The organism is Streptomyces aureocirculatus, assembly GCF_000720475.1.
In the GTDB taxonomy this organism is placed as follows: Bacteria; Actinomycetota; Actinomycetes; order Streptomycetales; family Streptomycetaceae; genus Streptomyces; species Streptomyces aureocirculatus.
Genome location: NZ_JOAP01000012.1, coordinates 13,472 through 35,247, shown reverse-complemented (window position 1 = coordinate 35,247; position 21,776 = coordinate 13,472). Strand labels below are relative to the sequence as shown.

Genomic DNA, 21,776 nt, shown 5'->3' with positions numbered 1-21,776 from the left:
AGAATCCGGGTGGGGGATTACCCCCACCCGCGGTTTCCGACTGTCTACGTAGACCGCCGCTGTCCACGTAGACAGTCGCTGTCTACGTAGGCCGCCGCCGGATCTTGTTGCCCAGCCAGACCAGCGGGTCGTACTTGCGGTCGACCGCCCGCTCCTTGAGCGGGATGAGCGCGTTGTCGGTGATGTGGATGCCCTCGGGGCACACCTCCGTGCAGCACTTGGTGATGTTGCAGTAGCCCAGGCCGTGTTCCTCCTGGGCGGTGGCCTTGCGGTCCAGGCCGTCCGCGGACGCCGAGTCCAGCGGGTGCATGTCGAGTTCGGCCACGCGCATCAGGAAGCGGGGCCCGGCGAAGGCCGTCTTGTTCTCCTCGTGGTCACGCACCACATGGCAGGTGTCCTGGCACAGGAAGCACTCGATGCACTTGCGGAACTCCTGGGAGCGGTCCACGTCCTCCTGCATCATGCGGTACTCGCCAGGACCGAGGTCCTTCGGCGGTACGAACGACGGCACCTCCCTGGCCTTCTCGTAGTTGAAGCCCACGTCCGTCACCAGGTCCCGCACCACGGGGAACGCCCGCAGCGGCGTCACCGTGACGACCTCGTCGCGGCCGAAGACCGACATGCGGGTCATGCACAGCAGCCGGGGGCGGCCGTTGATCTCGGCGGAGCACGAACCGCACTTGCCCGCCTTGCAGTTCCACCGCACCGCGAGGTCGGAGGCCTGGGTGGCCTGGATCCTGTGGATGATGTCGAGGACGACCTCGCCGTCGTTGACCCGGACGGTGAAGTCCTTCAGGTCACCGCCGTCGACGTCGCCGCGCCAGACCCGGAAGCGCGCGTCGTAGGCGCCCCCGTCGGCGACCTTGTCCTCGCCTTCGCCCGCGTCGGGGCCGGGGCCGGAAGCCGCCTCGGAAGGCGTACGCGTACTCACTCGTAGAGCTCCTCTTCGGCGAGGTACTTGACCAGCTCCTCCTTGTCGAAGAGGGCGAGCAGGTCGGGACGGATGGGGTCGGTGGTGACCCGGGTGAGGGCGATCTGGCCGTGGCCCGGATCCATCGCCGTCAACTCACCGGTCGGGTCGGCGAGTCGGCACAGCAGGTTCACGCGGCGCCAGTCGCGGTTCATCCCGGGGTGGTCCTCACGGGTGTGCCCGCCGCGGCTCTCCGTCCGCTCCAGGGCCGCCCGCGCCACGCACTCGCTGACGAGCAGCATGTTGCGCAGGTCGAGGGCCAGGTGCCAGCCGGGGTTGAACTGGCGGTGACCCTCGACCCCGGCCCGCCGGGCGCGCTGCCGCAGATCCGCGAGCCGGTCCAGGGCCTCGGCCATCTCGCCCTCGCGGCGGATGATGCCCACCAGGTCGTTCATCGTCTGCTGGAGTTCCTGATGCAGGGTGTACGGGTTCTCCGGGACCGTGCCGTCCCGCGGGCCCTCGGCGCTGAACGGCCGCAGGGCCTCCGCCGCCGCCAAGTCCACCTGGGCGTCGTCCACCACGCGGGCGGCGCCCGGCGCGGCGGCGTGGCGGGCCGCGTGGAGACCGGCACGCCGCCCGAACACAAGGAGGTCCGAGAGGGAGTTCCCGCCGAGCCGGTTCGAGCCATGCATGCCGCCCGCGACCTCACCGGCCGCGAACAGACCCGGCACGCCGCGCGCCGCCGCCGTGTCGGACTCGACGGCGATGCCGCCCATCACGTAGTGGCAGGTCGGGCCGACCTCCATCGCCTCGGCCGTGATGTCGACGTCGGCGAGCTCCTTGAACTGGTGGTACATCGACGGCAGCCGGCGCCGGACGACGTCGGCGGGCATCCGGGTCGACACGTCCAGGAACACCCCGCCGTGCGGTGAGCCGCGGCCCGCCTTCACCTCGGCGTTGATGGCGCGCGCCACCTCGTCGCGGGGCAGCAGTTCGGGCGGGCGGCGGTTGTGGTCCGGGTCCTCGTACCAGCGGTCGCCCTCCGCCTCCGACTCGGCGTACTTCTCCTTGAAGACGTCCGGGATGTAGTCGAACATGAACCGTTTGCCCTCGGAGTTGCGCAGCACCCCGCCGTCACCGCGGACGGATTCGGTGACCAGGATTCCCTTCACCGAAGGCGGCCAGACCATTCCCGTCGGATGGAACTGCACGAATTCCATGTTCAGGAGCGGCGCCCCGGCGAGCAGCGCGAGCGCGTGCCCGTCGCCCGTGTACTCCCAGGAATTCGACGTCACCTTGAAGGACTTGCCGATGCCGCCGGTGGCGAGTACGACGCTCGGCGCTTCGATGACGAAGAACCGCCCGCTCTCGCGCTCGTAACAGAAGGCACCGGCGACGCGGCCGTCGTCGTCGTTCTCATCCTTCAGCACGCGCGTGACCGTGCACTCCTGGAACACTTTCAACCGGGCCTCGTAGTCCCCGAACTCACGCTTGTCCTCCTGCTGCAACGCCACGATCTTCTGTTGCAGCGTACGAATGAGTTCGAGGCCGGTACGGTCACCGACGTGCGCGAGCCGCGGATATTCGTGCCCGCCGAAGTTCCGCTGCGAGATCCGGCCGTCCTTGGTGCGGTCGAAGAGCGCGCCCCATGTCTCCAGTTCCCACACCCGGTCGGGGGCCTCGCGCGCGTGCAGCTCCGCCATGCGCCACTGGTTGAGGAACTTTCCGCCACGCAGGGTGTCGCGGAAGTGCACCTGCCAGTTGTCACCGGAATTCACATTGCCCATGGACGCGGCGATACCGCCCTCGGCCATCACCGTATGGGCCTTGCCGAACAGCGACTTGCAGATCACCGCGGTACGCGCGCCCTGCTCACGCGCCTCGATGGCGGCCCGGAGACCGGCACCCCCGGCACCCACCACGACGACATCCCACTGCTGTCGCTCCACTTGAGACATCAGAAGCACCCTTTGTTCCGCTAGAAGAGGGTCGGGTCGTCGAAGGCGCCGGAGGCGATGAGATACACATAGAAGTCCGCGAGCGCGACGCTGATCAGGGAGGCCCACGCGAGCAGCATGTGCCGGCCGTTCAGCCAGCCGACCCACCGCCACATCCGATAGCGCACCGGATGCTTCGAGAAGTGTTTGAGCTTTCCGCCGACGATGTGCCGACAGGAATGGCAGGAGAAGGTGTACGCCCAGATGAGGGTGATGTTCACGACGAACACCAGGGTGCCGAGCCCGGCGTGCCCCCACTCGTAGTGCTCGTTCCGGAAGGAGAGCACGGTGTCGTACGTAAGAATCCCCGCGACCGGCACCGCCGCGTAGAAGAAGTACCGGTGGATGTTCTGCAGGATCAGCGGGAAACGCGTCTCACCCGTGTACTTGGCGTGCGGCTCGGCGACCGCGCAGGCGGGCGGTGACGCCCAGAAACCGCGGTAGTAGGCCTTGCGGTAGTAGTAGCAGGTGAGGCGGAATCCGAGCGGGAAGATGAGAATGAGCAGGGCGGGGCTCAGCCCCCACCAGCTCCCGAGGATCTCCCAGTTGGGGCCGTTCCGCATCGGCTCGCAATTGTCGGCGAGACACGGCGAGTAGAACGGCGAGACGTAGGGCGCCTCGTAGTAGTCGGCGTTCGCGAACGCCCGCCACGTCGAGTACACGACGAAGGCGAGCAGTCCGGCGGCGGTCGCGGCGGGCTGTAGCCACCAGCGGTCCGTCCGCAAATGGGCAGCGGCGATCGCGGCGCGCGTGCCGTGCCGTACGCCGCCGGGGGCCGTGCCCTTCTTCAGATGGGGTTCCGTGCCAGTGGCCAACGAGGCTCCACTCCTTCGTCGACGTGCGGATCGCGGCGGGCGCCGCTTGTCCGGACCGGGCTCGGGCCCGGTTCCGGTTCCGGTGTGCGGGGGGGCTACGGCGCGTGCCGGTCGCGGGCGCCCAGGCCCTCGTCGTCCGAGTCCGTCCACAGCGAACGGTCGTACGGCGTGTCGGGGATGGTGACGAGGTCGGGGCGGGCCTTCGCGGGCGCGGTCGGTGATGACGGGGTCGTGGCGGTGGTGTCGGCGGCGGCGCGCAGCAGGGCGACGCTCTCGCGCAGATGGTCGGTGTCCATGCGGACCCGGCGGAAGTCGACGCCGGCCAGCTCGGTGCCGGCCCGCTGTTCGACCCTGCCCACCGTGCGGACCAGCTCGTCCACACAGTGTTGAATGGCCGTCAGATCGTCGTGCAGAGCCATGACTTGCCCTCGCTTAGGGGGTGCGGGTGCGGTGGCTGCGCTCACGCAAAACGCTCATGCGCCTGCGAGTGTCGCGCGTCACATCCCGCTTGGGAAGCCATGCGCGCCGATTCGCCCCCTTCGGGGGTGTGGGCGGGGAAGAGCCCGTCCGGCGGAAGAGAGCCCGTCCGGCGATTGAGGACGAGCGCGGAGCGCGATCTGCGGCGCGGGAGCGTTCCGGTCACCACGGGGGCGTACGCCGTCCCTTCTCCGGCAAGCGCCCGCCCTCCGGCAAACCCCGCCCCCGCCGGGAGGGCAGCCCGCCCCCGGGCAAGCCCCGCCGGGAGGGCACCCCGCCCCCCCCGGGCAAGCCCCGCCCTCCGGCAAGCCCCGCCGGGAGGGAACCCCGCCCCCCGGGCAAGCCCCGCCAGGAGAGCCACCCCGCCCCGGGGAGTTGCGCCGCACGGGTGGCTTCCGCGCCGTCGCCGCCGTGTCGCGCCCACCCCCGTCACCCCGTCCCCTTCAGTGGAGGCGATAGATGTGATCAACTCCATATTTGCTTGCAATACCGCCAACCGTGCACAAGTGCGCACATATGCAAGGCGCCACGTCATCAGATCCGGCCGCCACACCCCCGCCCCTCATCCGTCCCGGCAGGGCGGTGCGCGCCCGGGCAACCCCCGGAGGTACCCGTCATGCCCCACGACCGCGCCAGGCCGCGACCGGTCCGCCCGGCGGCCACGGCCCGCTCCGCCGTGTTCCTCGCCGCCGGAGTCCTCGCGCTGCCCGCCCTCACCGGGTGCGGCGCGGGCGACGAGCCGAGCACCCCGACGGCCGGGCAGGACATCGCCCCCGCGACCCGTGACCTGATCGCCGACGGCGCCACCATGAAGTGGGCCGTCGACGCGCTCCCCGAGACCTTCAACGCCTTCCAGTCCGACGCCGACGCCACCACCACCCGCGTCGCGGGCGCCGTACTGCCGTCGATGTACCGCATCGACGCCCAGGGCAGGGCCCAGCGCAACCCCGACTTCCTGGAGTCCGCGGAGGTCGTCGAGCGCGAACCCCGCCAGGTCGTGCTCTACAAGCTGAACCAGCAGGCGGTCTGGGGCAACGGCCGCGAGATCGGCGCCGACGACTTCGCCGCCCAGTGGCGCGCCCTGTCCGGCAGGGACAGCGCGTACTGGACGGCCCGCAACGCGGGCTACGACCGCATCGGCAAGATCGAGCGCGGCGGCAACAACCTGGAGGTGCGCGTCACCTTCGACAAGCCCTACGCGGACTGGCGGTCCCTGTTCTCGCCGCTCTACCCGAAGGAAGTCATGGGCACCCCCGACTCCTTCAACGACGGCGCGCGCACCAAGCTCAAGGTCACCGCGGGCCCCTTCGCCCTGAAGGGCGTCGACCGCTCCGCGGGCCGGATCACCCTCCAGCGGAACCCGCGCTGGTGGGGCCGCCCCGCCAAGCTCGACAAGCTGGTCCTGCGCTCCGTACCGCGGAGCCAGCGCGCCGCGGCCCTCGCCGAAGGCCGCGTCGACCTCGCCGACATCGACGCCGGCGAGGCGAACCGCATCGCCCTCGCCGCCCGCGACAACAAGGACGCCCAGGGCGGGCTCGCGCACGGACCCGGCGCGCGGCTCACACCCGCGAGGGCCCTGCGCTCCTGGGCGATCGCGCACGGCTCCGACGAGGAGGCCGCGGACACCGAACAGCGCGCCCGCAAGAAGACCCGCAAGGCCGTCGCCCGGTACGTCGAGCAGCAGGCGGGCCTGCGCGGCTACGTGGTCCGCAAGTCCCTCGAACCCGCCTACACCCAGCTCGCCCTCAACGGCTCCGAAGGCCCCCTCGCCGACGACCGCGTCCGCCGCGCCGTCGCCCGCGCCCTGGACCGCGGCGAACTCGCGGAAACGGTTCTGAAGCCCCTCGGCCTGCCCGCCGAGCCGGTCGGCAGCCACCTCGCGCTCGCCGGGCAGGAGGCGTACGCCGACAACAGCGGCGCTCTCGGCGACCAGGACGCCGCCGAGGCCCGAGCCCTCCTCGCCGACGCCGGGTGGACCCCCGGCGCCGTCACGGGGAAGAAGGAGAAGGGCACCGCCAAGGAACGGGCGGGCGAGGACGAAGAGGAGAAGACGGCGGGAGGCGAGGCCGGGTCAGGGGCCGAGTCCGGGTCGGGGTCCGGCTCCGAGTCCGGGTCGGGTTCCGGTTCCGGTTCCGACGACGGCACGTACATCGTCGGCGAAGACGATCACAAGCCGGGCGACACCGGCACCCCCGTGCTCTCTCCCACCCACGCCGCCGCCTACCAGGAGTCCGTCCTGCTCCGCCAGGCCGACACCCTCGGCGCACGGCGCGAAGCCGACAAGGAGCAAAAGAAGGACCCCGGCGAGAAGTCCAGGTCGAAGGCGGAGAACAAGGCGAAGGCCAAGGGTGAGAAGCAGGCTCAGGGCGGGGCCCCGGGGGCCTACGCCCCCAAGGGCACCGCCGCCCCCGAGGCCGCTGCCGCCAAAGGCCCCCTCGCCAAGGACGGCAAGCCGCTCACCCTCCGCTTCGTGCTCCCCTCCGGCGCGGGCTCGGAGCCGCTGCGCGGTGTCGCGGACCGCATCTCGCGGATGCTGCAGCGCATCGGGGTCCGTACGGAGATCGCCAAGGTCGCCGACGAGAGCTACTTCAAGGACCACATCGCGTCCGGCCAGTACGACCTGGCGCTCTACTCCTGGCCCGCCTCCGCCTTCCCCGCCACCGACGCCCGCCCGATCTTCGCCAAGCCGGTCCCCGCGGCGGACGGCTCCCTGAACGTCGAGCAGAACTACACCCGCGTCGGCACCGACCATATCGATCAGTTGTTCGATCGAGCGCTCGGTGAGCTGGACGAGAACGAGAACCGCGCCCTGGTGAAGAAGGCCGACGCCCGGATCTGGGCGGCGGCAGGCTCCATCCCGCTCTACCAGCGCCCCCAACTGGTGGCCGCCCGCCCCCAGCTAGCCAACGTGGGCGCCTTCGGCTTCGAAACCCCCGTCTACCAGGACATCGGCTTCCTGAAGGCAGGCGCGAAGGCACCCGCAAGCCCGTCCGGCGACTGAGGGAGCAGGCCGAAGGCGGCGACAAGAGCCGGTCCGGCGCCTGAGCACGAGCAGGCCGAAGGCGGCGCGTTGAGAGCCGGTCCGGCGCTTGAGAACGAGCAGGCCGCGAAAGAAGAGCCCGTCCGGCGATTGAGGACGAGCAGGCCGAAGGCCGCGAAAAACGACCCCGGCCACCGAAAACACCCTCACCGGAGACACCGCGGAACGCCCCCGGCGAGACACCGCGGAACGCCCCCGGCGAGGCACTCCCGGCGAGGACCCGTAGGATGGGGTAAGGCCGTGGCACGTCTGCCCGGCAGTGCACGCGTACGAAATGGACGTACGCGTCGCCTCCAAGCCTCCCGGGAGAAGCGCACCTCGCATGCCCACGCGCCACGACATTCGTAACGTAGCCATCGTCGCCCACGTCGACCACGGCAAGACGACCATCGTCGACGCCATGCTCAAGCAGGCGGGCTCCTTCGCCGCGCACGCCGCCGAGTCCCTCGACGACCGCATGATGGACAGCAACGACCTGGAGCGTGAGAAGGGCATCACGATCCTGGCCAAGAACACGGCCGTCAAGTACCACCCGAAGGATGGCGGCGACGTCATCACCATCAACATCATCGACACCCCCGGCCACGCCGACTTCGGCGGCGAGGTCGAGCGCGGTCTGTCGATGGTGGACGCGGTCGTCCTCCTCGTGGACGCCTCCGAGGGGCCGCTGCCGCAGACCCGGTTCGTGCTGCGCAAGGCCCTTCAGCAGCGGCTGCCCGTCATCCTCTGCATCAACAAGACGGACCGCCCCGACTCGCGCATCGACGAGGTCGTCAACGAGACCTACGACCTGTTCCTCGACCTGGACGCCGACGAGGACCAGATCGAGTTCCCGATCGTCTACGCCTGCGGCCGTGACGGCGTGGCCTCGCTGACCAAGCCGGAGGACGGCACCGTCCCGGCGGACAGCACCAGCCTGGAGCCGTTCTTCACCACGCTCCTTGAGCACGTCCCCGCGCCCGAGTACGACGAGAGCGCGCCCCTCCAGGCCCACGTCACCAACCTGGACGCCGACAACTTCCTCGGCCGTATCGCGCTGCTCCGCGTCGAGCAGGGCGAGCTGCGCAAGGGCCAGACCGTCGCCTGGATCAAGCGGGACGGCTCGATCTCCAGCGTCCGCATCACCGAGCTGATGATGACCGAGGCGCTCACCCGCAAGCCCGCCGAGAAGGCGGGCCCGGGTGACATCTGCGCGGTCGCCGGTATCCCCGACATCATGATCGGCGAGACGCTCGCGGACCCGGAGAACCCGATCGCGCTGCCGCTGATCACGGTCGACGAGCCCGCGATCTCCATGACCATCGGTACGAACACCTCGCCGCTGGTCGGCCGCGGTGGCACCGGCAAGGGCGCGGACGCCAAGGCGGCCGTCAAGGACCGCAAGGTCACCGCCCGTCAGGTCAAGGACCGCCTGGAGCGCGAGCTGATCGGTAACGTCTCGCTGCGCGTCCTCGAAACCGAGCGCCCCGACGCCTGGGAGGTGCAGGGCCGCGGTGAGCTGGCGCTCGCCATCCTGGTCGAGCAGATGCGCCGCGAGGGCTTCGAGATGACCATCGGCAAGCCGCAGGTGGTCACCCGACAGATCGACGGCAAGACCCACGAGCCGGTCGAGCGCATGACGATCGACGTGCCCGAGGAGCACATGGGCGCCGTCACGCAGCTCATGGGCGTCCGCAAGGGTCGCATGGACAACATGTCGAACCACGGCTCCGGCTGGGTCCGTCTGGAGTTCGTCGTGCCGTCCCGCGGCCTCATCGGCTTCCGTACGGAGTTCCTGACGCAGACGCGCGGCACGGGCATCGCCCACTCCATCCACGAGGGCCACGAGCCGTGGTTCGGCGAGCTGAAGACCCGTAACAACGGCTCCCTGGTCGCCGACCGCGCCGGTGCCGTCACCGCCTTCGCGATGACGAACCTCCAGGAGCGCGGCGTGCTGTTCACCGAGCCCGGCACCGAGGTGTACGAGGGCATGATCGTCGGCGAGAACTCCCGCGCCGACGACATGGACGTGAACATCACCAAGGAGAAGAAGCTCACCAACATGCGCTCCGCCTCCGCCGACTCCTTCGAGGCGATCGTGCCGCCGCGCAAGCTGTCGCTTGAGCAGTCCCTGGAGTTCTGCCGCGACGACGAGTGCGTCGAGGTGACCCCGGAGGCCGTCCGCATCCGCAAGGTCGTCCTTGACCAGAAGGAGCGCGGCCGCGCCGCGTCGCGCGCCAAGCACAACTGAGCCCGCGGCGGCCCCCTGGGTCCTCGGCGATGCGCCGGTGACTCCTGAGGGCCTCTGAGGACCCCTGAGGCCGGGTTCCCGCACTCTCCGGAGTGGGGGAACCCGGCCTCTCGCGTTTGTGCCTGGCGCTACCGTGAGCGTCGGCCCACCGACGCCAGGAGACGTCAACGCCCTCGCGGCAACCGGTTTTCGCTGCCGATCTGTCCGGTATACGGACTCAACTGACCGTTAGATGTGTAACACGTCCGTTTCGCAACCATCTATCTAGGATCGGTTTGTCCGGATTTTGGAAGTTGTACGTGGCAGGTGTGATTGAACCGAGACCAAAAGGGTGTGGTCGGGCCGTACCTCATGGCTAATAGTTGACCGCGTATAGCTCGGGTCAATGGGTCACGCGCTGTGGGGAGCGCCGACTCACGAGCACACTGGGGTACTCGATCTTCGCCGTCAGGGGTGTCGGCACGGTCTCTCGTACCCCCTCTTGTAGTGAACAAGTGGACTCATGAGGAGGAACCCCATGCGTGGTGCCAAGAGCGCCAAGTGGGTCGCCATAGCCGGCGTTGTGGCGCTGACCGCTACTGCCTGTGGCGGCGGCGACGACGATAAGGGCAGCGGCAAGGTCGACCCGAAGGGGATCGTCAGCTACGCCAACGGTGAGCCGCAGAACCTGCTGCAGCCGTCCAACACCATGGAGGCGTACGGCAGCGTCGTCATCGACGCCCTCTTCACGGGGCTCGTCCACTACGACAAGCAGGGCAACATCACCTATGAGAACGCCGAGTCGGTCACGCCCGACAAGGCGAACAAGGTGTGGACGGTCAAGCTGAAGCCGGGCTGGAAGTTCCACGACAACACGCCCGTCACCGCCAAGTCCTACGTGGACGCGTGGAACTGGGCCGCCGACCCGGCCAACGGCCAGCAGAACAGTGCCTGGTACCGCGACATCGTCGGTTACGACGAGGTCCACCCGGCCAAGGGCAAGGCCAAGAAGAAGGCCATGTCCGGTCTGAAGGTCGTCGATGAGAACACCTTCACCATCACGCTGAAGAACGGCATCCCGTACTACCAGTACAAGCTGGTCTACAAGCCCTTCTTCCCGCTGCCCGAGGCCGCCATCAAGGACCCGAAGAAGTACGGCGAGGCCCCGGTCGGCAACGGTCCCTACAAGTTCCAGAAGTGGGACCGCAAGAAGATGATCTCGGTCCGCAACTGGCCCGGCTACAAGGGCGCGGACAAGCCGAAGAACGGCGGCATCGACTTCAAGGCGTACACCAAGGACACCGCGGCCTACGCCGACCTGAAGTCGGACAACGTCGACACGATGCCGATCGTGCCGAACAGCGAGCTCGCCAACTTCAAGAACGACTTCGGTGACCGCGCCATCGTCTCCGACTACTCGGCGCTCAACACGGTCAACTTCGCCTTCTACACGCCGCAGTGGAAGAAGGCCGACATCAAGGTCCTCCAGGGCCTGTCGATGGCGATCGACCGCGACACCATCGCCAAGACGGTGTTCTACGGCACCCGTGAGTCCGCGACCGGCTGGGTCGCCAAGGGCGTCAAGGGCTACCAGGACGACGCCTGCGGCAAGTACTGCAAGTTCGACCCGAAGGGCGCCAAGGACCTGATCAAGGCCGGCGGCGGTGTCCCGGGCAACAAGATCCAGATCCAGTACAACGCCGACCAGCCGCACAAGGACTGGGTCGTCGCGGTCTGCAACTCCATCACCAAGGCCACCGGTGTCAAGTGCACCGGCGACGCGGTGACGGACTTCGCGGCCGACACGGAGATCCGGGACCAGAAGAAGGTCAAGTCGATGTACCGCTCCGGCTGGGTGCTCGACTATCCGTTCAACGGCAACTTCCTCGCCGACCTCTACGGCACCGGTGTCGACGGCAACAAGGGCGGCTTCTCGGACAAGAAGTTCGACAAGCTGACTGCCGAGGCCGACAAGGCGAAGACGATCGACGAGTCCGCCGAGCTGTACCAGAAGGCCGAGAAGGAGCTGGTCAACAGCTTCCCGGGCATCCCGCTCTGGTACAACAAGACGCTCTCCGCCTACTCGAACAACGTGAAGAAGATCGAGTTCGACCAGGCCGGTGACCCGATCCTCTCCGACGTTGAGGTCTTCGAGAAGTAGCAGTCGCCGGAGCTGCGCACCGTGAAGCGACGCCCGGCGATCCCGGGCGTCGCTTCCGGGCGGCTCCGCAATGGACGGAGGCACCACTATGGGGCGTTACGTCGCGAGGCGACTGCTCCAGATGATCCCGGTCTTCATCGGGACAACCCTGCTGATCTTCCTGATGGTGAACGCCCTTCCCGGTGACCCGGTGAAGGCGCTGTGGGGAGACAAGCCGCCGGACCCGGCACAGGTCGCGCAGATCAAGCACGACCGTGGTCTGGATCTGCCCCTGTGGGAGCAGTATCTGCACTACATGAAGGGTCTGTTCCAGGGAGACTTCGGCAACACCATCGCCGGCAACCGGCCCATCCTCGACGAGATCACGCAGGCGTTCCCGGTCTCGATGCGGCTCGCCGCGATGGCCTGGACGTTCGAGCTGGTCGTCGGCATCACGCTCGGTGTGATCGCCGGTGTGCGGCGCGGCCGGATCATCGACACCACCGTGACGTTCTTCACGCTCATCGTGATCTCCGTCCCGATCTTCGTGTTCGGCCTCGGCTTCCAGTTGATCTTCGGCAACGAACTCGGCTGGGTGAAACCGACCGTGCAGGACTCGGAGAGCTTCCAGCAGTTGATGCTGCCGGCCCTCGTGCTCGGCCTCGTCGGCCTCGCCTATGTGGCCCGGCTGACCCGTACCTCCATCAAGGAGAACCGGTCGGCGGACTACATACGCACCGCCGTCGCCAAGGGCCTGCCACGGCGCCGCATCATCTCCCGGCACCTGCTGCGCAACTCCCTGATCCCCGTGGTCACCTACCTCGGTACGGACATCGGGGCCCTGATGGGCGGCGCGGTCATCACCGAGGGCATCTTCAACGTCTCGGGCGTCGGCAACCTCCTCTACCTGGGCATCAGCCGACGCGAGGGCGCGGTCATCGTGGGCATCGTGACCGTCCTCGTCATCGTGTACCTCCTCGCCAGCCTGCTCGTCGACCTGCTCTACGCGGTCCTGGACCCGAGGATCCGTTATGCCTGATCTGATGAAGTCCCCGGCCGCGGACGAGCCGGAGGTGGCGCTCGCTCCGCCGAGCGGCAAGGCCGCCGAAGCCGGAGAGGTGGGCGGTGCCCGCAGTCTCTGGGGCGACGCCTGGCGGGACCTGCGGCGCAGGCCGCTGTTCGTCATCTCCGGCCTGCTCATCCTGCTCGTGCTGCTGGTGTCGGCCTTCCCGGGCCTGTTCACCAGCGCCGACCCCGGCAGCGGCGATCTGACGAACAACTTCCTCGGCTCACCGCAACTCGGCCACTTCTTCCAGGACGACTGGTTCGGGTACGACCGCCAGGGCCGCAGCATCTACGCCCGCGTGGTCTTCGGGGCGCGCAACTCCGTGATGGTCGGTCTCGGCGTGACGCTGCTCGTCACCGTGTTCGGCGGTCTGGTCGGCATGCTCGCGGGCTACTTCGGCGGCTTCTGGGACAGCCTGCTCTCCCGGATCACCGACGTGTTCTTCGGCATCCCCTTCCTGCTCGGCGCGATGGTCGTCCTGAACGCCTTCACCGACCGCGACGTATGGGTGATCACCGGTGCGCTCGCGTTCCTGGGCTGGACACAGATCGCGCGTGTCATGCGCGGTGCGGTCATCACGACCAAGCACGCGGACTATGTGATGGCGGCCAAGGCCCTCGGTGCCGGCACCAAGCGGATCCTCTTCCGCCACGTCCTGCCGAACGCCGTCGCCCCGGTCATCGTGGTGGCGACCATCGCCCTCGGCACGTACATCGTCGCGGAGTCGACGCTGTCGTACCTGGGCCTCGGATTCGCCAGTGACGCCGTCTCCTGGGGTGCCGACATCTCCGACGCGACGCAGGACATCAGGAACAACCCGCACACGCTGATCTTCCCCGCCGGAATGCTCAGCATCACCGTGCTGGCGTTCATCATGCTCGGCGACGCGGTACGCGAAGCCCTCGACCCGAAGCTGCGCTGAGGGAGGCGTACGTGACCATCATCGACAAACCTGCGGACGTCCCCGCCCCCCGCTCGGGCGGGGAAAAGAGCGGCAGGCTGCTCGACGTGAAGGATCTGCACGTCGAGTTCCACACCCGCGACGGCGTGGTCAAGGCCGTCAACGGAGTCAACTACAGCGTGGACGCGGGCGAGACGCTCGCCGTGCTCGGTGAGTCCGGCTCCGGCAAGTCCGTGACCGCGCAGGCCATCATGGGCATCCTCGACATGCCGCCCGGAAAGATCCCGCAGGGCGAGATCGTCTTCCGGGGCCAGGACATGCTGAAGATGTCCAACGAGGAGCGCAGGAAGGTCCGCGGCCGCAAGATCGCGATGATCTTCCAGGACGCGCTCTCGTCCCTGAACCCGGTGCTCTCCGTCGGCTACCAGCTCGGCGAGATGTTCCGGGTGCACGAGGGCATGAGCCGCAAGCAGTCCAAGGCCAAGGCCGTCGAGCTGATGGACCGGGTGAAGATCCCGGCCGCCAAGGAGCGGGTGAACGACTACCCGCACCAGTTCTCCGGCGGTATGCGCCAGCGCATCATGATCGCGATGGCGCTCGCCCTGGAGCCGGACCTGATCATCGCCGACGAGCCCACCACGGCCCTCGACGTGACGGTCCAGGCCCAGGTCATGGACCTGCTCGCGGAACTCCAGCGCGAGTACAACATGGGGCTCATCCTCATCACCCACGACCTGGGTGTGGTCGCGGACGTCGCCGACAAGATCGCGGTGATGTACGCGGGCCGGATCGTGGAGACGGCGCCGGTGCACGAGCTGTACAAGCGCCCGGCGCACCCGTACACGCGGGGTCTGCTCGACTCGATCCCGCGCCTGGACCAGAAGGGCTCCGAGCTCTACGCGATCAAGGGCCTGCCGCCCAACCTGCTCAAGATCCCGAGCGGCTGCGCGTTCAACCCGCGCTGCCCGAAGGCGCAGGACATCTGCCGCACCGAGGTGCCGCCGCTGGTCCCCGTCACGGAGCGGGACGGCACGGACCTCGCGGGCCGCGGCAGCGCGTGCCACTTCTGGAAGGAGACGATCCATGGCTGAGGTCCCCAAGAACGACGAGCCGACGGACGCCACGCCGAACGTCTCCGAGGTGGAAACGGTCGACGCGGAGACGCCCGAGGAGGCGGTGGCCGCCATCGAGGCCCCCGTCGAGCGCGGTGAGCCGATCCTCCAGGTGCGCAACCTGGTGAAGCACTTCCCGCTCACGCAGGGCGTCATCGTCAAGCGCCAGATCGGTGCGGTGAAGGCGGTCGACGGGATCTCCTTCGACCTCTACCAGGGCGAGACGCTCGGCATCGTGGGCGAGTCGGGCTGCGGCAAGTCGACGGTGGCCAAGCTGCTCATGACCCTGGAGCAGGCGACGGCCGGCGAGGTCTTCTACAAGGGCCAGGACATCACCAAGCTGTCGGGGCGCGCGCTGAAGGCGGTGCGCCGCAACATCCAGATGGTGTTCCAGGACCCCTACACCTCGCTGAACCCGCGCATGACGGTCGGCGACATCATCGGGGAGCCCTTCGAGATCCACCCGGAGGTGGCCCCGAAGGGTTCGCGGCGCCAGAAGGTCCAGGACCTCCTGGACGTCGTCGGCCTGAACCCGGAGTACATCAACCGCTATCCGCACCAGTTCTCGGGCGGTCAGCGCCAGCGCATCGGCATCGCGCGCGGCCTCGCGCTCAACCCCGAGATCATCATCTGCGACGAGCCGGTCTCGGCCCTGGACGTGTCCGTCCAGGCCCAGGTCATCAACCTGATGGAGAAGCTCCAGGACGAGTTCAACCTGTCCTACCTCTTCATCGCGCACGACCTGTCGATCGTCCGGCACATCTCGGACCGCGTGGGCGTGATGTACCTCGGCAAGATGGCGGAGATCGGCTCCGACGAGCAGATCTACGACCACCCGACGCACCCGTACACGCAGGCGCTGCTCTCCGCGGTGCCGGTGCCCGACCCCGAGGCGCGCGAGGGCCGCGAGCGCATCATCCTCACCGGTGACGTGCCCTCGCCCGCCAACCCGCCGTCGGGCTGCCGCTTCCGCACCCGCTGCTGGAAGGCGCAGGACAAGTGCGCGCAGGAGGTCCCGCTGCTCGCGATCCCGGAGCGCTTCGTGGACCAGGACACCCCTGCCGCCCACGAGTCGGCGTGCCACTTCGCGGAGGAGAAGGACGTCGTGCACGCGGCCTGACGCGCGCGCGGACCCGACGCAGGACGGAGTGGCCCTCCGGAATCCCCGGATTCCGGAGGGCCACTCTTTTGCGTTGCTCATACGGGTCTGCGTTGCTCATACGGGTGGGGCAAATGTGCGGTTGGAGCGTTCTGACGCGATATTTAGCGATACGTGTCACGGATCACTCCAAGGAGGCAAGCCATGCGTGGAGCCACGCAGGCCAAGTGGGCCGCATGTGCGGTGGCCGTCGCGCTCACGGCGACGGCCTGTGGGGGCGGCGGTGGCGGCGGCTCCGGGATCGTGGGGTCCTCCTGGGGGGATCCGCAGAACCCCCTTGAACCCGCGAACACCAACGAGGTGCAGGGCGGCAAGGTCCTCGACATGATCGTGCGCGGTCTGAAGCGGTACGACCCGAAGACGGGCGAGGCCAAGGACATGATCGCCGAGTCCATCGTGACCAAGGACTCGCAGAACTTCACCGTCAAGATCAAGGACGGGTGGAAGTTCAGCAACGGCGAGAAGGTCACGGCCAAGTCGTTCGTCGACGCCTGGAACTACGGCGCGCACCTGAAGAACAACCAGAAGAACTCCTACTTCTTCGGGTACATCGAGGGGTACGACAAGGTCCACCCGGAGAAGGGGGACGCCACCGCCGACACCCTGTCCGGGCTGAAGGCCGTGGACGAGCGGACCTTCACGGTGAAGCTCACACAGAAGTTCTCCACCTGGCCCGACACCCTCGGCTATCCGGCCTTCGCCCCGCTGCCCAAGGCCTTCTTCGACAACCGCGACGCCTGGCTGGCCAAGCCGGTCGGCAACGGCCCGTACACCGTGAAGTCGTACCAGAAGGGCTCCAGGATGGAGCTCAGGAAGTGGGACGGCTACAGCGGGGACGACAAGGCGGAGAACGGCGGCGTCGACCTCAAGGTCTACACCGACAACAACAGCGCCTACACCGACCTCATGGCGGGCAATCTCGATCTCGTCGACGATGTGCCCGCGTCGCAGCTCAAGAACGTCAAGAGCGACCTCGGGGACCGCTACATCAACACCCCCGCCGGCATCATCCAGACGCTGGCCTTCCCCTTCTACGACAGCAAGTGGAACAAGGCGGGCATGGACAAGGTCCGCCGCGGCCTGTCCATGGCGATCAACCGCGAGCAGATCACCGACACGATCTTCCAGAAGACCCGCACCCCCGCCAAGGACTGGACCTCGCCCGTGCTCGGCGACGACGGCGGCTACAGCGACAGCGTCTGCGGCGACGCCTGCACCTACGACGCCGCACGGGCCAAGAAGCTGGTCAAGGACGGCGGTGGCATCCCCGGCGGCACCCTGCGGGTCTCGTACAACTCCGACACCGGCTCGCACAAGGAGTGGGTGGACGCCGTCTGCAACTCCATCAACAGGGCCCTCGGCAACGACAAGGCCTGCGTCGGCAACCCCATCGGCACGTTCGCCGACTACCGCAGCAAGGCATCCCAGCAGAAGCTCGACGGCGCCTGGCGGGCCGGCTGGCAGATGGACTACCCGCTGATCCAGAACTTCCTCGCACCCGTGTACTACACCGACGCGCCCTCCAACGACGGCAAGTACTCCAGCGAGGAGTTCGACAAGCTCGTCGACCGGGCCAACGCCGAGACCGACACCGCCAAGGCCGTCGCCACCTTCCGGGACGCCGAGAAGGTGCTCGCCAAGGACATGGCCGCGATCCCGCTCTGGTACCAGAACGGCAGCGCCGGCTACTCCGACCGCGTCTCCGACGTCGCGCTGAACCAGTTCAGCGTGCCCGTCTACGAAAAGATCAAGGCCGACTGACCCCGGCCACCGGCCACCCAGCTACTCACCGGAGCGAGCCATGGGTCGTTATGTGATCCGGCGTCTGCTGCAGATGATCCCGGTGTTCATCGGCGCCACGCTGCTGATCTTCCTGATGGTCAATGTGATGGGCGACCCCGTCGCGGGCCTGTGCGGGGACCGCAGGTGCGACCCCGCGACGGCCGCCCGACTGAAGAAGGAGTTCGGCCTCGACAAGCCCGTGTGGCAGCAGTACGCGACCTACATGGGCAACGTGTTCACCGGCGACTTCGGCACCGCGTTCAACGGACAGAAGGTCACCGAGCTGATGTCCACGGCGTTCCCCGTGACCATCCGCCTCACCCTCGTCGCCATCGTCTTCGAGATCGCCATCGGCATCACCCTCGGCGTGCTCACCGGGCTGCGGCGCGGCAGGCCCGTCGACACGGCGGTGCTGATCCTGACCCTCGTGGTCATCTCCGTGCCGACGTTCGTGACCGGGCTGCTCCTCCAGTTGTTCCTCGGCGTGGAGTGGGGGGTCATCAAGCCGTCGGTGTCCTCGGAGGCCACCGTCGACGAACTGATCGTGCCGGGGCTCGTGCTCGCCTCGGTCTCGCTCGCCTACGTCACCCGGCTCACGCGGACCTCCATCGCGGAGAACCGGCGCGCCGACTACGTACGCACCGCCGTGGCCAAGGGACTGCCGAGACGGCGTGTCATCACCCGGCACCTGCTCCGGAATTCACTCATTCCGGTGGTCACCTTCATCGGCACGGATGTCGGCGCGCTGATGGGCGGCGCCATCGTCACCGAGCGGATCTTCAACATCCACGGCGTCGGCTTCCAGCTCTACCAGGGGATCCTGCGGCAGAGCACCCAGACCGTGGTCGGGTTCGTGACGGTGCTCGTCCTCGTCTTCCTGATGGCGAATCTGATCGTCGACCTGCTGTACGCCGTACTCGACCCGAGGATCCGCTATGCCTGAACCCCACGAGCCCGCCGAGGGAGCCGTCGCAGGCACCGGCATGGGCGGCGCGATGGACCTCGCCGCGAGCGAGGCGACGACACTCGCGGCGGGCGAGGCCGGGGCCGGGCCGGGGGCCGGACCCGGTGGCGGGCCCCGCGGAGGGCCCAGTGCCCCCGCCCGCAGCCTGTGGTCCGACGCCTGGCGCGACCTGCGCCGCAACCCGGTGTTCCTCGTGTCCGGGCTGATCATTCTGTTTCTGGTCCTCATCTCGCTGTGGCCCTCGGCGATCACCTCCGGCGACCCGCTCGACTGCGACCTCGCCAACGCCCAGAAGGGCTCGTCGCCCGGCCACCCCTTCGGCTTCAACGGGCAGGGCTGCGACGTCTACACCAGGACGGTGTACGGCGCCCGCGCCTCCGTCACCGTCGGGGTCTGCGCCACCCTCGGCGTCGCGGTCCTCGGCAGCGTCCTCGGCGGGCTCGCCGGGTTCTTCGGCGGGGTGTGGGACGCGATCCTCTCCCGCATCACCGACGTCTTCTTCGCCATCCCCGTCGTCCTCGGCGGCCTCGTGCTGCTCTCCGTGGTCACCAGCAACACCGTCTGGCCGGTGATCGGCTTCATGGTGCTTCTCGGCTGGCCGCAGATCTCCCGCATCGCCCGCGGCTCCGTCATCACCGCCAAACAGCACGACTACGTCCAGGCCGCCCGCGCCCTCGGCGCCTCCAACGCGCGGATGCTCCTGCGCCACATCGCCCCCAACGCCGTCGCCCCGGTCATCGTCGTCGCGACCATCGCGCTCGGTACGTACATCGCCCTCGAAGCGACCCTGTCGTACCTGGGCGTGGGCCTGAAGCCGCCCACGGTGAGCTGGGGCATCGACATCTCCGCCGCGTCCCAGTACATCCGCAACGCGCCGCACATGCTGCTCTGGCCGGCGGGCGCCCTCGCGGTCACCGTGCTCGCGTTCATCATGCTCGGCGACGCGGTGCGCGACGCCCTCGACCCCAAGCTGAGGTAGGCGCCATGGCCACACCCGCGTCCAGGGCAACCGCTGCGACCGCGCCGCCCCCCGCGTCCACTCTGCTCGAAGTGCGCGACCTGCGCGTGGAGTTCCACACCCGCGACGGGGTCGCCAAGGCCGTCAACGGCGTCGACTACGCGGTGGCGGCGGGGGAGACGCTCGCCGTGCTCGGTGAGTCCGGCTCCGGCAAGTCCGTCACCGCCCAGGCCGTCATGGGCATCCTCGACGTCCCGCCGGGACGCATCACCTCCGGCGAGATCCTCTTCCGCGGCCAGGACCTCCTGAAGCTGAAGGAGGAGGAGCGGCGCAAGATCCGCGGTGCGGACATGGCCATGATCTTCCAGGACGCGCTCAGCTCCCTGAACCCCGTGCTCAGCGTCGGCGACCAGCTCGGCGAGATGTTCGTCGTACACCGCGGCATGTCCCGCAAGGACGCCCGTGCCAAGGCCGTCGAACTCATGGACCGGGTCCGCATCCCCGCCGCCAGGGAGCGCGTCACCCAGTACCCGCACCAGTTCAGCGGCGGCATGCGCCAGCGCATCATGATCGCCATGGCGATGGCGCTCGAACCGTCCCTGATCATCGCCGACGAGCCGACCACGGCCCTCGACGTCACGGTCCAGGCCCAGGTCATGGACCTGCTCGCGGAACTCCAGCGCGAGCTGCACATGGGCCTCATCCTGATCACCCATGACCTGGGCGTGGTCGCGGACGTCGCCGACAGGATCGCGGTGATGTACGCGGGCCGGATCGTGGAGACCGCGCCGGTGCACGAGATCTACCGGGCCCCCGCCCACCCGTACACCAAGGGCCTCCTCGAATCCATCCCGCGCCTCGACCAGAAGGGCCAGGACCTCTTCGCCATCAAGGGCCTGCCGCCCAACCTCATGGACATCCCGCCAGGCTGCGCCTTCAACCCGCGCTGCCCGATGGCCCAGGACGTGTGCCGCATCGAGGACCCGCCCCTGTTCCACGTCACGTACGAGGGACTCACGGCGGAGCGCCGCAGCGCCTGCCACTTCTGGAAGGAGACCCTCCGTGGCTGAGCCCATCCTGGAGGTGCGGGGGCTCGTGAAGCACTATCCGCTCACCCAGGGGATCGTGATCAAACGGCAGATCGGCGCGGTCAAGGCCGTCGACGGCGTGGACTTCGCGCTCGGGCGTGGCGAGACGCTCGGCATCGTCGGCGAGTCCGGCTGCGGGAAGTCCACGGTCGCCAAGATGCTCGTCAACCTGGAACGGCCGACCGCCGGGCACATCCACTACCGGGGCGAGGACATCACCAAGCTGTCCGGGCGCGCGCTGCGGGCGGTCCGCCGCAACATCCAGATGGTGTTCCAGGACCCCTACACCTCCCTGAACCCGCGGATGACGGTCGGCGACATCATCGGGGAGCCGTACGAGATCCACCCGGAGGTGGCGCCGAAGGGTTCGCGGCGGGCGCGGGTGCGGGAACTCCTGGACGTGGTGGGCCTCAACCCCGAGTACATCAACCGCTACCCCCACCAGTTCTCCGGCGGGCAGCGGCAGCGCATCGGCATCGCGCGCGGGCTCGCGCTGCGGCCCGAGGTCATCGTCGCCGACGAGCCCGTCTCCGCGCTCGACGTGTCCGTGCAGGCGCAGGTCGTGAACCTCCTTGAGAAGCTGCAGAGCGAGTTCGATCTCTCGTACGTGTTCATCGCCCACGACCTGTCGATCGTGCGGCACATCTCCGACCGGGTCGGGGTCATGTACCTCGGGCGGATCGTCGAGACCGGCACCGACGCGGAGATCTACGAGCATCCGACGCATCCCTATACGCAGGCGTTGCTCTCGGCGGTGCCCGTGCCGGATCCGCTGGCGCGGGAGCATCGTGAACGGATCATTCTGAGCGGGGATGTGCCCTCGCCCGCCAATCCGCCTTCCGGGTGCCGGTTTCGCACTCGGTGCTGGAAGGCGCGGGAGCGGTGTGCCCTGGAGGTTCCGCTGCTTGCCGTTCCGGCGGAGTTCCGTGGGGTCGAGGGGCCCGCGGCGCATGATTCCGCGTGCCATTTCGCGGAGGAGAAGCACGTGGTGCCGTGAGCCTTCGCCCCTTCTCCGATACTGGGGCTCCGCCCCAGACCCCGTTATCGGCCTGCGGCCTCGTCCTCAATCGCCGGACGGGCTATGAATAGCCCTTCCGGCGTTTGAGGAGCGGGGTCTGGGGCGGAGCCCCAGTTCGGGAAGGGGCGGGATCGGGGAGC

The 21,776-nt window shown here is 68.4% G+C and carries 16 protein-coding genes; 12 read left to right on the top strand and 4 right to left on the bottom strand.

Going from position 1 to position 21,776, the window contains the following annotated elements; all coding sequences use genetic code 11:
* Window positions 1–82 precede the first annotated feature (82 nt).
* From IG78_RS0113425 to IG78_RS0113410, 4 genes are all read right to left on the bottom strand, one after another.
* Window positions 83–931, bottom strand: coding sequence for a succinate dehydrogenase/fumarate reductase iron-sulfur subunit (locus IG78_RS0113425; RefSeq protein ID WP_225882078.1), 849 nt, complete (start codon window positions 929–931; stop codon window positions 83–85).
* Window positions 928–2,868, bottom strand: coding sequence for a fumarate reductase/succinate dehydrogenase flavoprotein subunit (locus IG78_RS0113420; protein ID WP_030562615.1), 1,941 nt, complete (start codon window positions 2,866–2,868; stop codon window positions 928–930). The genes IG78_RS0113425 and IG78_RS0113420 overlap by 4 nt, the downstream gene beginning before the upstream one ends.
* A 20-nt stretch (window positions 2,869–2,888) precedes the next feature.
* Complete coding sequence (locus IG78_RS0113415; RefSeq protein WP_030562612.1) at window positions 2,889–3,722, bottom strand: hypothetical protein; 834 nt, start codon at window positions 3,720–3,722, stop codon at window positions 2,889–2,891.
* A gap of 95 nt (window positions 3,723–3,817) precedes the next feature.
* Complete coding sequence (locus tag IG78_RS0113410; protein WP_030562610.1) at window positions 3,818–4,141, bottom strand: hypothetical protein; 324 nt, start codon at window positions 4,139–4,141, stop codon at window positions 3,818–3,820.
* Between the two features lie 674 nt (window positions 4,142–4,815).
* Here IG78_RS0113410 and IG78_RS0113405 point away from each other — a divergent pair.
* The 12 genes from IG78_RS0113405 to IG78_RS0113350 all read left to right on the top strand — a co-directional run bounded on the left by IG78_RS0113405 (window position 4,816) and on the right by IG78_RS0113350 (window position 21,615).
* The gene (locus IG78_RS0113405; protein ID WP_063760749.1) at window positions 4,816–7,200 is read left to right on the top strand and encodes an ABC transporter family substrate-binding protein; all 2,385 of its coding nucleotides are present in this window, start codon (window positions 4,816–4,818) and stop codon (window positions 7,198–7,200) included.
* Between the two features lie 361 nt (window positions 7,201–7,561).
* A complete protein-coding gene (typA, locus tag IG78_RS0113400; protein ID WP_030562606.1) occupies window positions 7,562–9,469 on the top strand; it encodes a translational GTPase TypA in 1,908 nt (635 codons plus the stop codon).
* A gap of 517 nt (window positions 9,470–9,986) precedes the next feature.
* On the top strand, window positions 9,987–11,609 hold the full coding sequence (locus IG78_RS0113395) for a peptide ABC transporter substrate-binding protein (protein WP_030562604.1): 1,623 nt from the start codon (window positions 9,987–9,989) through the stop codon (window positions 11,607–11,609).
* An 88-nt stretch (window positions 11,610–11,697) separates the two neighbouring features.
* The gene (locus IG78_RS0113390; protein ID WP_030562603.1) at window positions 11,698–12,627 is read left to right on the top strand and encodes an ABC transporter permease; all 930 of its coding nucleotides are present in this window, start codon (window positions 11,698–11,700) and stop codon (window positions 12,625–12,627) included.
* Window positions 12,620–13,576 (top strand): ABC transporter permease, encoded by a 957-nt coding sequence (locus IG78_RS0113385; protein ID WP_030562601.1) that lies wholly within the window; start codon window positions 12,620–12,622, stop codon window positions 13,574–13,576. The genes IG78_RS0113390 and IG78_RS0113385 overlap by 8 nt, the downstream gene beginning before the upstream one ends.
* Before the next feature lie 11 nt (window positions 13,577–13,587).
* The gene (locus IG78_RS0113380) at window positions 13,588–14,646 is read left to right on the top strand and encodes an ABC transporter ATP-binding protein (RefSeq protein ID WP_030562599.1); all 1,059 of its coding nucleotides are present in this window, start codon (window positions 13,588–13,590) and stop codon (window positions 14,644–14,646) included.
* On the top strand, window positions 14,639–15,787 hold the full coding sequence (locus IG78_RS0113375) for an ABC transporter ATP-binding protein (RefSeq protein ID WP_030562597.1): 1,149 nt from the start codon (window positions 14,639–14,641) through the stop codon (window positions 15,785–15,787). Before IG78_RS0113380 ends, IG78_RS0113375 begins: the two co-directional genes overlap by 8 nt.
* Window positions 15,788–15,970: 183 nt before the next feature.
* Window positions 15,971–17,587, top strand: a complete 1,617-nt coding sequence (locus IG78_RS0113370) for a peptide ABC transporter substrate-binding protein (RefSeq protein WP_030562595.1) — start codon at window positions 15,971–15,973, stop codon at window positions 17,585–17,587.
* Window positions 17,588–17,627: 40 nt separating this feature from the next.
* A complete protein-coding gene (locus IG78_RS0113365) occupies window positions 17,628–18,551 on the top strand; it encodes an ABC transporter permease (protein ID WP_030562593.1) in 924 nt (307 codons plus the stop codon).
* A complete protein-coding gene (locus IG78_RS0113360) occupies window positions 18,544–19,551 on the top strand; it encodes an ABC transporter permease (RefSeq protein ID WP_030562591.1) in 1,008 nt (335 codons plus the stop codon). The genes IG78_RS0113365 and IG78_RS0113360 overlap by 8 nt, the downstream gene beginning before the upstream one ends.
* Window positions 19,552–19,556: 5 nt before the next feature.
* On the top strand, window positions 19,557–20,600 hold the full coding sequence (locus IG78_RS0113355) for an ABC transporter ATP-binding protein (protein WP_051852602.1): 1,044 nt from the start codon (window positions 19,557–19,559) through the stop codon (window positions 20,598–20,600).
* Window positions 20,593–21,615 (top strand): ABC transporter ATP-binding protein, encoded by a 1,023-nt coding sequence (locus tag IG78_RS0113350; protein WP_030562588.1) that lies wholly within the window; start codon window positions 20,593–20,595, stop codon window positions 21,613–21,615. The genes IG78_RS0113355 and IG78_RS0113350 overlap by 8 nt, the downstream gene beginning before the upstream one ends.
* The last annotated feature ends 161 nt before the right edge of the window (window positions 21,616–21,776 follow it).